This window comes from Curtobacterium sp. MCBD17_026, assembly GCF_003234895.2.
In the GTDB taxonomy this organism is placed as follows: Bacteria; Actinomycetota; Actinomycetes; order Actinomycetales; family Microbacteriaceae; genus Curtobacterium; species Curtobacterium flaccumfaciens.
Window position 1 is genome coordinate 2,405,095 of record NZ_CP126281.1, and the last position, 13,256, is coordinate 2,418,350.

The following is a 13,256-nucleotide window of genomic DNA, read 5'->3' on the forward strand; positions in this document are numbered from 1 at the left end:
CCATGCGGCTCCTCGACGACGTCGTCCCCGCGCTCGGGCGGGCGTTCTTCGGCAGCGTGGCCGGCGGTGCGCGCGAGCTCGACGATGCGCACCGTGCCATCCGGCAGGCCGTTCCCACCAGTCGGCGCATCGCGTTCGCCTCGCTCCGCGGCGGCACCGGCTGCTCCGTGACCGCGGCAGCCGTGGCGACCGTGCTCGCCCGTCGTCGCTCCGGTCGGGTGCTCGGCGTGGACGGTGCCGCCGGGCTGCGCTCGTTCGCCACCCACGCCGGCGCCGACCGGACGGACTTGACGCCGCGGTCCGAGCGCCGTGCCGCCGCCCGGACGTCCTGGGACGCGACCGACGGTCTGGCGGTGACCCCGTCGGGACTGCACGTGCTCCGGATCGGCGACCCGCGCCTCCCGAGCCGACAGGCCGCACCCGCCGAGTGGACCGACGCCGTCGAACCGATCGCGCGGTTCTTCGACGTCGTCGTCGGGGACTGGGGGTCCCGGAGCCCGTTCGTCGACCTCGGCGCCGTGGCTGCCGATGCCCACGTCGTCGCCCTCGTCACCGGCCCGGACCGCCCCGCCATCGAGGAGGGCGTCGCGCACGCCGACGCCGTCCGGCGGCACGCGCCGGACACGCGCGTCCTGGTCGTCCCGGTCGACGCCACGGGCGCTGGCCTCCGGGCCGCGCGCACCGCCGTCCGGTGGCCCGGGCACGCCGTCCACCCGATCCCGGGCGACCCGAGCGTCACCGGGGGCGGCGAACGCCCTACGGCCTCCCGGATCGCGCTCATCCACCTGACGGCAGCCCTGGTCGACGCCGCGGTCGACCGTCGCACCAGCCGCACGACCCCGGAGGCCGCCCGGTGAACCGCGTCGTGCACCGGCCCGCCCGGGTCTCCACCCCGCTCGTCCGTCCCGAGGCCGAGCAACTCGCCCCGCCACCGCAGCTCCCGGAGGGGCCGAGTGGCGGCCTCCCGCTGCAGTCGCTGCTGCCGGTCGTCGGTGCGATCTCGTCGGTCGTGATGATGGTCGTGCTCCGCGGCAACAACCCGGTGCTCATGGTCGTCGCCGCCCTGGTCTTCGTGGTCGCCCTCGTCGGCGGCCTCGGCATGGCGTTCACCCAGCGGGGCAACGCCGTGCGGAACCGGCGGACGCAGCGCGAGCGGTACCTCGACTACCTCGAGGAACTGCGCGGCGACCTGCGGACGCGCACGACCGCCGTCCGCGAACGTGCCGAGCACGTCGACCCCTCGCCCGACACCCTCCCCCGTCTCGTCGGCGACCCGGCACGCCTCTGGGAACGGCGGCGCACCCACGGCGACTTCCTGCGGGTCCGCGTCGGATCAGGTGACGTGGGGTGGCTCGACCTCGCCGTGCCGCCGGACCAGAACCCGGTGCAACCGCTCGACCCGCTCATGCTCGCCGAGCTCGAGCAGGTCGCCGAACACTACGGCACCGTGCACGCCATGCCCATCGCGGTCCGACTCGACGGCGCCGGGGACGTCTCGGTCGTCGGTGACCGCGACGCCGTGCTCGAGGTCGCGCGGGCACTCGTCGTGCAGCTCGCAGCGCTGCACGCCCCGGACGACCTGCACCTCGCCGCGGCGTTCCCGGCGGCGCACGCCGACGACTGGGACTGGTTCGACCTGCTCCCGCACGCACGGATGGACCGCACCTTCGACGGGCCGTTGCGTGCGCGCCGGGTCGCCGAGGACGTCCCGGCGCTCGCCCGCACGCTCGCCGGCGAGTTGGGCGAACGCGCCCGGACCGCCGCGATGTACCGGCGGTCCGGTGACTCGGCCAAGCGCAGCGACCTGCCGCGCCTGGTCGTGTTCGCGGACGAGCACGGCGTCGTCGCCGTTCCGCTCGCGCTCCCCGAGGGCGAGACCCGGCCGGAGGACCTCCGGATCACGGTCGTGCACCTCGTCGCCGACCGGCTGCACGAACCGTCGGACGTCCGGGTGCGGGTGACTGCGAGGTCCGACGCCCCGGGTGCCGGCCGTGGCACGGGTGCCGGATCCGGTGCACGCACGACGCTCCTCGAGATCGTCGACGCCCGCGACGTCGAGGAGGGTGAGCCCGCACCGGTCCAGCTCGCCGTCTGCGACCCCGTCGCCCCGCCCCTCGTCACCGCCGTCGCACGAGCCCTCGCGCCCCTCCGCCTGTCCGCCGACACCGAGCAGCGTGCCGAGTCGTCGGCCGCCATCGGCGTCTCGGACCTGCTCGGGGTCGACGACGTCGCCACGATCGACCCGGACCGCACCTGGCGGCCCCGAGCCCCGCGGGACTTCCTGCGCGTGCCGATCGGTGTCGACGACTTCGGCGCCCCGCTGCTGCTCGACCTCAAGGAGTCGGCGCAGCTCGGCATGGGCCCGCACGGCATCTGCATCGGTGCGACCGGGTCCGGCAAGAGCGAGATGCTCCGCACCCTCGTGCTCGGCCTCGCGGTGTCGCACCCGCCGGAGGACCTCGCGATGATCCTCGTCGACTACAAGGGCGGTGCCGCGTTCGCCCCGTTCGCCCGCCTCCCGCACGTCGCGGGTCTCATCGACAACCTCGCCGACGACCCGCAGCTCACCCGGCGTGCTCGCGCGTCGATCGCCGGCGAGGTCCGACGGCGTCAGGAGATGCTGCGCGACGCCGGATCGGCGCCCTCCATCACGCACTACCGGGAGCTCCGGACCCAGCGACCGGACCTGCCGCCGATGCCGCACCTCGTGCTCGTCATCGACGAGTTCGGCGAGCTGCTCACCGCGGAACCCGAGTTCGTCGACCTGCTCCTCATGATCGGGCGCATCGGGCGATCGATCGGCGTGCACCTGCTGCTGTCGAGCCAGCGCATCGAAGCCGGCAAGCTCCGCGGCCTCGACACGTACCTGTCCTACCGGCTCGGCCTGCGCACGTTCTCCGAAGCCGAGAGCCAGGTCGTGCTCGACACGGGCGACGCGTTCCACCTGCCCGCGGTGCCCGGCTACGGCTACCTCAAGGTCGACACGAGCGTGTACACCCGGTTCCGATCCGGCTACGTGTCCGGCCCGGTCGAGGACGCCGCTCCCGTGTCGGCCGTCACCACGTCGTCCGCGGACGCCGCTCCCGAGCCGTTCGAGCTGCCCGTCTACAACACGCTGGCCGCCGAGGACGACGAACCCGGTGAGGTCACGCTCGAGGCACCCGACGTCGGGCGGAGCGTCGTCGACGAGGCCGTCGAACGCCTCGACCGCGGCGACCGAGACACCACGCCGGTGTGGTTGCCGCCGCTGCCGACGCGTCTGGCACTCGGCGCCGTCCTCGATCCGAACACCGTCTCCGACCCGACCGGGGTCACGGTGCCGATCGGCCTGCTCGACGACCCCGCGCGGCAGCGACAGCGACCGTGGATGCTCGACCTCACGCGGGGCGGCGGACACGTCGCTGTCATCGGAGCACCCGGCTCCGGCCGGACCACGTTCCTCCGCACGCTGGCCGCATCGATCGCGCTGACCACCACGCCCCGGCAGGTCAGCGTCTACGGGATGGACCTCGCCGGCGGCGGCCTCGGTCGCATCGAGGGCTTCCCGCACGTCGGCGGTGTCGCCACGCGTGCCGACCGGAACCGCCTGCTCCGGTTGGTCGAGGAGCTGCAGGCGATGATCCGTCTGCGCGAACGGGTGTTCCGCGACCACGGCATCGACTCACTCGCGATGCTCCGCACCCGGCACGCCGCCGGCCGTGTCCCCGAACTGGGATCGGCGGACGTGGTGCTCCTCGTCGACGGGTTCGGCGTGATGCGCACCGAGTTCGAGGAGCTCGAGGACGCCTTCGCCGACCTGCTCCAGCGCGGCGGCAGCTTCGGCATCCACGTCGTCCTCGGGCTCACCCGGTGGAACGAACTCCGGCTCGCGAGCCAGCCACTGATCGGGCAGCGGTTCGAACTGCGCCTCAACGACCCGGCAGACTCCACGATCGCCCGCGCCGCCGCGGCGACCCTGAAGTCCGGCGAGCCCGGTCGAGTCCTCACCGACGGAGAGTTGTTCGGCCAGGTGGCCCTGCCGGTGCTCGACGACGTGGAGGACGGTGTGGTCGGCGACGAGCTCGGCGCCCTCGCCCAGCGGGTCGCCGACAGCTGGGGCGGTCCGGCTGCCGCGCCGATCCGCCTGCTGCCGGAGTCGTTCGACCCCGCCGAGCTCCCGGACCCGCTCGACACCCCGACGACGGTCCCGTTCGCGCTCCGCCAGGACACGATGGACTTCGTGGCCTTCGACCCCGCCGTCGACCAGCACCTGCTGGTGTTCGGTGACACGGCCAGCGGCAAGACCGCGCTCCTCCGGGGGCTGGCGGCCGGGTTCATGGACCGTTCGACGCCGGACGAACTCGTCCTCGCCTTCATGGACGTCCGCGGCAGCGCTGCGGCCGGGACGCCGGACGACTTCCTCGGTGGGCACGCGGCGAACGGCCGGGACGCCCGGGGGCTCGCCGCGGCCATCGCCGCGGAGCTCGAGCAGCGCGCAGCCGGCACGTCCACCGGACCACGGCCCCGCATCGTGGTGCTCGTCGACGACTACGACATCGTCGCCTCGGCCGGCACCGACCCGCTCGCGCCCCTCATGCCGTACCTGCCGTCGGCGCGTGACCTCGGGCTCCACGTCGTGCTCACGCGGCCGGTGGCCGGTGCCGCACGCGCGATGTACGACACCGTGATCCAGTCGATCCGCGACTCGGGTGCGACCGGGCTCGTGCTGAGCGGCGAACGGTCGGAGGGGCAGGTGTTCCCGAAGGTCTACGCGGAGCAGTTCCCGCCCGGCCGCGGGCGTCTCGTCCGACGCGGGACGCCCCCGCGCATCGTGCAGGTCGCCCACTTCCCCACGGCGACGACCGTCGCCCCGGCGCAGGCCGACCCCGCCGGTCAGACGACCGTGCTCGACCCGAAGGGAGCCGTCGATGCCCCGTGAGGTGACCATCCTGTCCGCTGCGGCTCCGTCGTCGCTCGCGCTGGTCGAGGCCGGAGCGCAGATCGCGCCGGATCTGCGGGTGCGAACGCTCGACCGCGTGGTCACCGAGATCGTCGACGACCGCGGGCGGGCCGTCCTGAGCGTCCAGATGCCCGAGCGTGTCGAGAACGCCGCCGAGATCGCACGACTCGCCCCGTGGGCGACGCTCGCCGCGCCCGTCTGGTGGACCGAGGCCTGGGTCCCGTGGGGGCCGACGGGTGAGGTCGGTGTGGCGATCGTCCGGGCCTTCGCAGCGTCGATCGACGCCCAGCTCCTCGTGGAGGACGGCGCGTGAGCACCACACCCCCGACCTCGGCTCCGCTGCCGCCCATGCCCGGCTCGCGGCGGGCAGCCGCGCAGCGCGCCCGGACCGTGCTCGTCGTTGGGGTCGCCGGCGGCACCGGGACGACGACGGTCGCGGCGCTCCTCGCCGATGCGGTCGGTGGACGTCTCGGCGTGGTGGTCCAGGCGACGGACCACTCCGGTGGCGAGCTCGCCGCACGACTCCCCACCCTGCAACCGGCCACCTCACGCGTGACGGTGCACGACATGGGGGCGCACGTCGGCCCTGCCGCCGTGCTCGCGGCGACGCCGGAGAACTCCCTCGTCGTGGTCGGGCGGGCCACCGCCGACGGCGCGGCGGACGTCCGGGCAGCGCTCGCGTCCATCGCCGATGCTCCGGACCCGACCCTCGTCGGGCGATCGGTCGTGGTGCTCGTGGACCGCGGCGCGGCGCACGATCCGGTGGACACCCGTCGGCTGAGCGACACAGGGGTCTCGGCGGTCCTCGTGCTGCGCGCCGACCGCGCTCTCGGCCGTCCCGGTCGGGTCCAGCTGGGAGCGATCAGCGACACCACGATCACGACGGTGTCCGGTCTGCTCACGGCCCTGGGCTGGTAGCCGCGACCGGTGGACGAACGGGAGGCCCGTCACCAGCTGGTGACGGGCCTCCCGTTCGTCGGTGCTGACGTCGTCAGGCGCGCGCGGACCGGATCCGCTCGGCGAACGCGGCGTGCAGCGGGTGCTCCGCAGCGAGACCGGTGATCTGCGTGGCCACGTCCGCGTCGGACGCGTCCGACGCCAGCAGAGCCTGCAGTTCGACGCTCTGCTCGTCGTCCGCGACGTCGAAGCGGAGCGCCGCACCCATCGCGTCCAGCAGCGCCGTCGGCTCCGTGCCGTCCTCGGCCAGCGCGGCGGCTGGCGAGACGAACCGCTCGTCGCGCGACAGCTTGCGGAGCGGCTGGCGGCCGACGCGGGTCACCGTGTCGGGCAGGTGCGGGTTCTCGAACCGGCCGATGATCGCCTGCACGTACGCGCGGTGCACCTCGGGGTCGAGCTCGTGCCGGCGGATGAGCAGGTCGCTCGTCTCGGCGAGCACGGACTCGAGCTCGGAGCGCACGGCGGGGATCGCGATGGCGTCCGAGATCTTGTCGGCCCCGGCGACGAAGCCGTGGTAGGCGACGGTGGCGTGGCCGGTGTTCACCGTGAAGAGCTTGCGCTCGATCGACGCCGCGAGGCCGTCGACGTAGTGCGCGCCGGGGATCTCCGGCTCGTTGCCACCGAACGGCGTGCGGTCGATGGCCCACTCGTAGTAGGTCTCCACGGTCACGTCGAGTCCGCCGCCCTCGGGTTGCGCGGGCACGATGCGGTCGACGGCGGTGTTCGCGAAGACGGCCTTGGCCAGGGCGGCGTCGCGGCCGTCCTCGGGCAGGGCGGCGACGATGAACTCGCGCAGCCGGTCCGTGGCGTTCAGGGCGTTCTCGCACGCCATGACGGCGATCGGTGCGGCGTCCGCGTCACGGGCGACGAGCGCGCGGGCGATGACCGGGGCGATGAACTTCAGGACGTTCGGGCCGACGGCGCACGTGACGACCGCTGCGGTCGCGATCTCGGCGACCACGCCGTCCTCGTCCTGCGCGCTGTTCAGTGCGCGGAAGTTCGTGACCTCGTGGTCCTGGGCGCCGGCCCCGACCTCGTGCACGGTGTACGAGTCGGCTGCGGCCAGGGCGTCGATGAGCGGGGCGGCGACGTCGGCGAAGACGACCTCGTACCCGGCCTCGTGGAGCAGGAGCCCGACGAAGCCGCGGCCGATGTTGCCGGCGCCGAAGTGGACGGCGGTGCTGGTGCTCACTCGTTGACCTCGCCGAGGATCGACAGGATCGCAGCGGTGTCGGCGGCGTCGGTGAGCTTCTGGACCTCGTCCTCGTCGGAGAACACGATCGCGATCTTCGACAGGATGTCGAGGTGCTCGTTGTTCACGCCGGCGATGCCGACGACGAAGCGCACGGGGTTGCCGTCCCAGTCGATCGGGCTGGCGTAGCGGATGAACGACAGGGCGGACGACTTGATGGCGTCCTTCGCATCGTTGGTGCCGTGCGGGATGGCGAGGAAGTTGCCCATGTAGGTGGACACGCTCTTCTCGCGCTCGAGCATCGCCGGGTAGTAGTCGGCCGTGACCGCGCCCGCAGCCTCGAGGATCTCGGCCGCCTCCTTCATCGCTTCCGACTTGGTCGGCGCGGTGTCCTCGGTGTGGATGCGGATCTGGCTCTCCTGCAGGACGGGCATCGGGGGTTCTCCTTGTGTTGAGGACGAGATGGAGGGGACGGGTCAGCCCCGTCCCCTCCGATACTGCACTTCGTTACTGGTTGTGGCGTTACTGGTTCTTCAGCTGCTCGACGACCTGGTCGTACTGCGGAGCGTTCATGAAGTTGCCGACCGACACGTGCTGCGCGTTCGGGTTCTTCTGCTTCGCGCGGTCCGTCAGCTCCTCCTGCGTGATGATCAGGTCCTCGTCACCGGACAGGTTCGCGATCGCCTTGTTGGAGACCGTGACCCCTTCGATGCCCGCCTTCTTGATCTTGTTGCGCAGGACGCTGGCGCCCATGGCGCTCGAGCCCATGCCGGCGTCGCAGGCGAAGACCAGGTTCTGGACCTTCGTCGCCGTCGCCGTGCTCGCCGAGCCGACGCCGCCGAGGGAGGCCTCGGCCTCTTCCTCGTTGGCCGGGGAGTTGTTGCCGAGCAGGCCGGCGGTCGCCGAGTTGACGTCGCGGCCCTTGTTGGCCTGGAGCTTCGCCATGGCGGCGCTCATGTCACCGCCGCCGTTCGCCAGGTCGCGCTTGCGGCTGGCGAGGAGGAAGAAGGACGAGACCGCGAACGACACCGCGGCGGAGAGGATGACCGACAGGATCACGCCGAGGAAGCTGTTGCGCTCCGTGGCGCCGAGCACCGCGAAGATCGAGCCGGGCGACGCCGGGGCGACGAGGCCGGACTGGAACGCGACGTTCGTGGCGACACCCGTGGCACCACCGAGGATGACGGCGATGAACAGGATCGGCTTCTGCAGCACGTACGGGAAGTAGATCTCGTGGATGCCACCGAAGAACTGGATGATGATCGCGCCGGGAGCGGTCGAGCGGGCGATGCCGACACCGAAGAAGGTGAAGGCCAGCAGCAGACCGAGGCCGGGGCCGGGGTTCGCCTCGAGCAGGAACAGGATCGACTTGCCGGACTCGGCCACCTGCGCCGCGCCGAGCTGGTCGAGCACACCGTGGTTGATGGCGTTGTTCAGGAAGAAGACCTTCGCCGGCTCGATGATGACGCTGGCGAGCGGCAGGAGCGAGTGCTGCACGAGGAAGTCCACCGCGGAGCCGAGGCCCTCGGCGATGAGCTTGAACAGCGGCGCGAGCCAGAAGAACCCGATCATCGCGAGGACGAAGCCCAGGATGCCGGCCGCGTAGTTGTTCACGAGCATCTCGAAGCCGGGCTTGATCTTGCCGTCCCAGATCCGGTCGATCTGCTTGATCAGGTAGGCACCGAGCGGGCCACAGATCATCGCGCCGAGGATCATCGTGGTGCCGGAGGCCCCGATGATGACACCCATGGTCATGATCGACCCGACGACGGCACCGCGGGTGTCGTAGATCATCCGGCCGCCCTGGATGGCGATCGCGAGCGGGATCAGGTAGGTCAGGATCGGGCCGACGAGGCCGGGGTTGGCGACACCGGCCGTCTCACCGAACCCGCCGAGGACGCCGACGGGCGTCCACCCGGTCTCGATGAAGAAGGCCGTGATGATGCCCCATGCGATGAAGATCGCGATGTTGGGCATGACCATGCCGGAGAGGAACGTGCCGAACTTCTGAACGGCGACGCGTGCGCCGCCCCGCGACTTCGCGGGTGCGTCGGGCGCTGCAACGGACGACGTTGTCATGTGCGGTGACTTTCTGTGTGGTGGAGCTGCTGCGTGGTGATGGGAGGGGTGGTGCTGGGGGTGGTGGCTCAGGCGGCGTGCGTCGCGGCCGCGGCAGCGGACTTCGCGGCCGCCGCCGTGCTCGCGGCGAGTGCCGCCGTCGCCATCTCGCGGGCCTGTTCGAGCGTGTAGCGACCCAGTTCGGCGCGCACGTCGGCCAGGGCCGCGGGGGTCATGGAGAGGGTGGTGGCGCCGAGACCGACCAGGACGACGGCGAGCAGCGGGTCGGCTGCTGCCTCACCGCAGATCCCGACGGCCTTGCCGGCGGTCGCCCCCGCGGCGCCGAGCTGCGCGACGAGGCGCAGGACGGCGGGGTGCCACGGGTCCTGGTAGGACGCGACGGTGCCGAGCATGCGGTCGGCAGCCATCGTGTACTGGGTCAGGTCGTTCGTGCCGATCGACACGAAGTCGGCGTTCTGGAACACCTGCTCGGCCATCAACGCGAGCGACGGCACCTCGGCCATGACACCGGCGGTGCGGATGCCGAGTTCGCGGGCCAGGGTGACGAAGTACTCGGTCTCCTCGGCGTCGGCGACCATCGGGGCCATGACCCACAGGTCGGCCTCGGTCGCGGCGTCGGCCTGCGCGAGCGCGGTGAGCTGGTCGCGCAGGACCTCGGGGTGGTTCCGCAGGGCACGCAGGCCGCGGCGTCCGAGGGCCGGGTTCTCCTCGTCCTTGTCGGTGAGGAACGGCAGGGGCTTGTCGGCGCCGGCGTCGAGCGCGCGCACGACCACCTTCTTGCCGGGGAACGCCGCGAGGAGCTGGCGGTACGACTCGGTCTGCTCGTCGACCGTGGGGGCCTTCGGCGAGTCGAGGAAGAGGAACTCGGTGCGGAAGAGCCCCACGCCCTCCGCACCGAGAGCAACGGCGCCGGCGGCGTCGGCGGGGCTGCCGAGGTTCGCGAGCAGGGGCACGACGTGGCCGTCGGCGAGGGCACCGGCGGTGAGCGGCGCCGCTGCGGCGGCGAGACGCTCGGCGATGCGGCGCTCGACGTCCGCGACCAGTGCGGCGTCGGGGTCGGTCACGACCGTGCCGGCGATGGCGTCCACGACGACGGACTGGCCGTCGGCCAGGTTGTCGGCACCGGTCACACCGACGATGGCGGTGATGCCCTTGGCACGGGCGAGGATCGCGGTGTGCGAGGTCGGGCCGCCGTCACGGGTGACGAGCGCCAGGACCTTCTCGAGGTCGAGCAGCGCGGTGTCCGCCGGGGCGAGGTCACGGGCGACGAGGACGAAGGGGGTGTCCGACTCGGGGACACCGGGGGCGTGCACGCCGCGGAGCTTGGCGATGATGCGCTGAGCGACGTCGTCGAGGTCGGCCGCGCGCTCCCCCATGTAGCCGCCCATCCCGACGAGCAGGTCGCGGAACTGGGCGAACGCCTCGTACACGGCGCGCTCGGCGTTGGTGCCGCCGTCGATGCGGGTGTGCACGTCGTCGAGGAGCGTCGGGTCCTGCGCCATGAGCGCCTGGGCCTCGAGCACGGCCTGGGCGTCGCCACCGGCGAGCTGTCCGCGCTTGTTGAGGTCGTCCGCCACGGCGGCCAGTGCGTCGTGCACGGCCTGCTTCGCGTCGTCGGCCGAACCCACCAGGGCGTCCTTCGACGGTTCGCCGAGCGGGTCGGCCATCCGGAGCACGGGGCCGTGGGCAACGCCACGGCCGACGCCGGTGCCGAGCAGTTCGGACATTCGAGACTCCTTCATCTCACACGCGCTTGCGGTGGGGTGGATCGTTCGGTGCACACGACACGGGAACAGACCACGCCCGTGCGGCTGAGCAGCACACTACCCCGCATCGCGTTGACAAACAAACACATCCGGGGATAAAAATGCAGAAACAGATGCCCGTTTGCGTCTGGCGGATCGAACGCAGGGGACGACATCGCGGATGCCGTGCCCGAGCGTGTCCGTTCCGTTCCGACCCGAGACGACGAGGTCCGATGTACGCACCAGAACGCCACCAGCGCATCGTCGAGCAGGCGCGCGCGCAGGGCCGGGTGGACGTCAAGGACCTGGCCGAGTTGCTCGCCGTCACGCCCGAGACCATCCGCCGCGACCTGACGAGCCTCGAGCGCCGCGGCCTCGTCCGTCGCGCGCACGGCGGCGCGATCCCCGTCGAGCGGATCACCCTGCACCCCGGTGTCGGCGACCGCGGCGGCATCAACCAGACCGAGAAGATGGTCATCGCCGAGGCCGCCCTGGCGGAACTGCCCGAGAACGGCTCGATCATGATCGACGCCGGCACCTCGACCATCTGCCTGGCCGAGCTGCTGCCGACCGACCGCGGGCTGACCGTGGTCACGCACTCGCTCCCCGTCGCCACCGCCGTCGCGAACCGCCCGGGCATCGACCTGCACCTGCTCGGCGGCAACATCCGCAGCGACTCCCTGGCCGGCGTCGGCACCTGGACGCACCAGCTCATCGGCATGGTCAGCGTCGACGTCGCCTTCATCAGCATCAACGGCATCACACCGGAGCGCGGCCTGACGACCCACAACATGGCCGAGGCCGCCGTGAAGAGCGCGATGATCAAGTCCGCACGACGGAGCATCCTGCTCGCCGACCACACCAAGTTCGGCCGCGAGGAGTTCGGTCGCGTCGCCCCGCTCGCCGCGATCGACACGATCATCACCGACCCCGCCGTCAACCTCGACCTGGTCCGCGAGGTCGAGGCCGCCGGCACCGAGGTCTTCTGGCCCGGCCGACCCTGACCGCGCCCCGTTCCCGCCCACCCAGCGCTCGCTAGCATGAGCCAACCACCCATCGACAGGAGTACATCGATGTCCGAAGCCACCCGCACCGTGACCGTCGCCAGCGCATCCGGCCTGCACGCTCGCCCCGCATCCCTCTTCGTCCAGACCGTGACGGCGTCGGGGCACCAGGTCACGATCGCCAAGGGCGACAAGTCCGGGAACGCCGGCAGCATCCTCGCCCTGCTCGGGCTCGGCATCGAGAACGGCGACGAGGTCACCCTCACCGTGTCGGGCGACGACGCCGAGACCACGGCGGACAGCCTGGTCGAGTTCCTGAAGACGGACCACGACGCGGCCTGATCGCGCAGGTCGCGTCCTGCACGCGACGACAGAGCGGACGGGAGGCACGGTGCCAGCTGGCACCGTGCCTCCCCTGCGTCCGTGGGGGCGTCCAGGGCTGTCGGCGCCCGCCGATAAGGTGTTCTGCATGACACGCCTGCGCCTCGCATCCGTCAACGTGAACGGCGTCCGCGCCGCCTTCCGCAAGGGCATGGGCGACTGGCTCGCCACCCGTGACGTCGACGTCCTGGCCCTGCAGGAGGTGCGCGCGTCGAGCGACGACCTGCCGGCGCTGCTCGGCGACGAGTGGGACATCGTGCACGACCCGGCGACCGCGAAGGGCCGGGCCGGCGTCGCGATCGCCTCACGCCACTCGGCCCAGATCCACCGCGTCGCGCTCGGCCCGGACGACTTCGACTCCGCTGGCCGCTGGCTCGAGGCCGACTACGAGATCGGCGGGACGACCGTCACGGTGGTCTCCACGTACGTGCACTCGGGCGAGGTCGACACCCCCAAGCAGGACGAGAAGTGGAAGTTCCTCGACGCGATGACCGAACGGCTGCCGAAGCTCCGCGAGCACAACCCGCTCGCGGTCGTCGTCGGTGACCTCAACGTCGGGCACGACGAGCGCGACATCAGGAACTGGAAGGGCAACGTCAAGCGAGCCGGCTTCCTGCCGCGCGAGCGCGCCTACTTCTCGCGGTTCTTCGGCGCCGACGGCGAACCGGTCGAGGGTGCCGACGGCTCCACGGGCCCCGGGCTCGGTTGGGTCGACGTGGGCCGCGCCCAGGCCGGCGACGTCGACGGCCCGTACACGTGGTGGTCGTGGCGCGGTCAGGCGTTCGACAACGACACCGGCTGGCGCATCGACTACCAGATGGCGACGCCCGACCTGGCCGCCAAGGTCACGGAGTACACGGTGGACCGCGCCGCGGCGTACGACCAGCGATGGTCCGACCACGCCCCCGTGGTCGTCGACTACGAACTCTGACCCCTCCTCTCTCGCTTCACCTGACGCA

The 13,256-nt window shown here is 72.0% G+C and carries 11 protein-coding genes; 7 read left to right on the plus strand and 4 right to left on the minus strand.

The window, feature by feature from the left end:
- Nucleotides 1–2: 2 nt before the first annotated feature.
- From DEI85_RS11270 to DEI85_RS11285, 4 genes are read left to right on the plus strand one after another with little or no spacing between them, the layout of a single operon-like run.
- A complete protein-coding gene (locus DEI85_RS11270) occupies nucleotides 3–857 on the plus strand; it encodes a hypothetical protein (RefSeq protein ID WP_111123581.1) in 855 nt (284 codons plus the stop codon).
- Entirely contained in the window at nucleotides 854–4,918 is a 4,065-nt protein-coding gene (gene eccCa / locus DEI85_RS11275; protein WP_111123580.1) for a type VII secretion protein EccCa, read from the plus strand. Before DEI85_RS11270 ends, eccCa begins: the two co-directional genes overlap by 4 nt.
- Nucleotides 4,908–5,252, plus strand: a complete 345-nt coding sequence (locus DEI85_RS11280; protein WP_111090353.1) for a hypothetical protein — start codon at nucleotides 4,908–4,910, stop codon at nucleotides 5,250–5,252. The genes eccCa and DEI85_RS11280 overlap by 11 nt, the downstream gene beginning before the upstream one ends.
- Nucleotides 5,249–5,857: a hypothetical protein gene (locus tag DEI85_RS11285; RefSeq protein WP_111123579.1), complete on the plus strand. Its 609-nt coding sequence runs from the start codon at nucleotides 5,249–5,251 to the stop codon at nucleotides 5,855–5,857. Before DEI85_RS11280 ends, DEI85_RS11285 begins: the two co-directional genes overlap by 4 nt.
- A 73-nt stretch (nucleotides 5,858–5,930) precedes the next feature.
- Here DEI85_RS11285 and DEI85_RS11290 read toward each other — a convergent pair whose 3' ends face one another.
- From DEI85_RS11290 to ptsP, 4 genes are all read right to left on the minus strand, one after another.
- Nucleotides 5,931–7,088, minus strand: coding sequence for a mannitol-1-phosphate 5-dehydrogenase (locus tag DEI85_RS11290; protein ID WP_111123578.1), 1,158 nt, complete (start codon nucleotides 7,086–7,088; stop codon nucleotides 5,931–5,933).
- Nucleotides 7,085–7,522, minus strand: coding sequence for a PTS mannitol transporter subunit IIA (locus tag DEI85_RS11295; RefSeq protein ID WP_071244331.1), 438 nt, complete (start codon nucleotides 7,520–7,522; stop codon nucleotides 7,085–7,087). Before DEI85_RS11295 ends, DEI85_RS11290 begins: the two co-directional genes overlap by 4 nt.
- An 88-nt stretch (nucleotides 7,523–7,610) precedes the next feature.
- Complete coding sequence (locus DEI85_RS11300) at nucleotides 7,611–9,167, minus strand: PTS mannitol transporter subunit IIBC (protein ID WP_071406396.1); 1,557 nt, start codon at nucleotides 9,165–9,167, stop codon at nucleotides 7,611–7,613.
- Between the two features lie 68 nt (nucleotides 9,168–9,235).
- Nucleotides 9,236–10,894 carry a phosphoenolpyruvate--protein phosphotransferase gene (gene ptsP, locus DEI85_RS11305; protein ID WP_111123577.1) on the minus strand — a complete coding sequence of 553 codons (1,659 nt, stop codon included), beginning with the start codon at nucleotides 10,892–10,894 and terminating at the stop codon, nucleotides 9,236–9,238.
- Nucleotides 10,895–11,145: 251 nt separating this feature from the next.
- On the opposite strand from ptsP, the gene DEI85_RS11310 reads away from it, so the two are divergent.
- From DEI85_RS11310 to DEI85_RS11320, 3 genes are all read left to right on the plus strand, one after another.
- Nucleotides 11,146–11,916, plus strand: coding sequence for a DeoR/GlpR family DNA-binding transcription regulator (locus tag DEI85_RS11310; RefSeq protein ID WP_027466423.1), 771 nt, complete (start codon nucleotides 11,146–11,148; stop codon nucleotides 11,914–11,916).
- A gap of 69 nt (nucleotides 11,917–11,985) precedes the next feature.
- The gene (locus tag DEI85_RS11315) at nucleotides 11,986–12,258 is read left to right on the plus strand and encodes an HPr family phosphocarrier protein (protein WP_022905912.1); all 273 of its coding nucleotides are present in this window, start codon (nucleotides 11,986–11,988) and stop codon (nucleotides 12,256–12,258) included.
- A 127-nt stretch (nucleotides 12,259–12,385) separates the two neighbouring features.
- Entirely contained in the window at nucleotides 12,386–13,228 is an 843-nt protein-coding gene (locus DEI85_RS11320) for an exodeoxyribonuclease III (RefSeq protein ID WP_111123576.1), read from the plus strand.
- Nucleotides 13,229–13,256: the final 28 nt, after the last annotated feature.

Excerpts from the sequence above, each read along its gene's own strand:
- DEI85_RS11295 (WP_071244331.1), bottom strand. The coding sequence starts at position 7,522 with ATGCCCGTCCTGCAGGAGAGCCAGATCCGCATCCACACCGAGGACACC.
- DEI85_RS11310 (WP_027466423.1), top strand. The coding sequence starts at position 11,146 with ATGTACGCACCAGAACGCCACCAGCGCATCGTCGAGCAGGCGCGCGCG.
- DEI85_RS11315 (WP_022905912.1), top strand. The coding sequence starts at position 11,986 with ATGTCCGAAGCCACCCGCACCGTGACCGTCGCCAGCGCATCCGGCCTG.
- DEI85_RS11270 (WP_111123581.1), top strand. The coding sequence starts at position 3 with ATGCGGCTCCTCGACGACGTCGTCCCCGCGCTCGGGCGGGCGTTCTTC.
- DEI85_RS11320 (WP_111123576.1), top strand. The coding sequence starts at position 12,386 with ATGACACGCCTGCGCCTCGCATCCGTCAACGTGAACGGCGTCCGCGCC.
- ptsP (WP_111123577.1), bottom strand. The coding sequence starts at position 10,894 with ATGTCCGAACTGCTCGGCACCGGCGTCGGCCGTGGCGTTGCCCACGGC.
- DEI85_RS11300 (WP_071406396.1), bottom strand. The coding sequence starts at position 9,167 with ATGACAACGTCGTCCGTTGCAGCGCCCGACGCACCCGCGAAGTCGCGG.
- DEI85_RS11280 (WP_111090353.1), top strand. The coding sequence starts at position 4,908 with ATGCCCCGTGAGGTGACCATCCTGTCCGCTGCGGCTCCGTCGTCGCTC.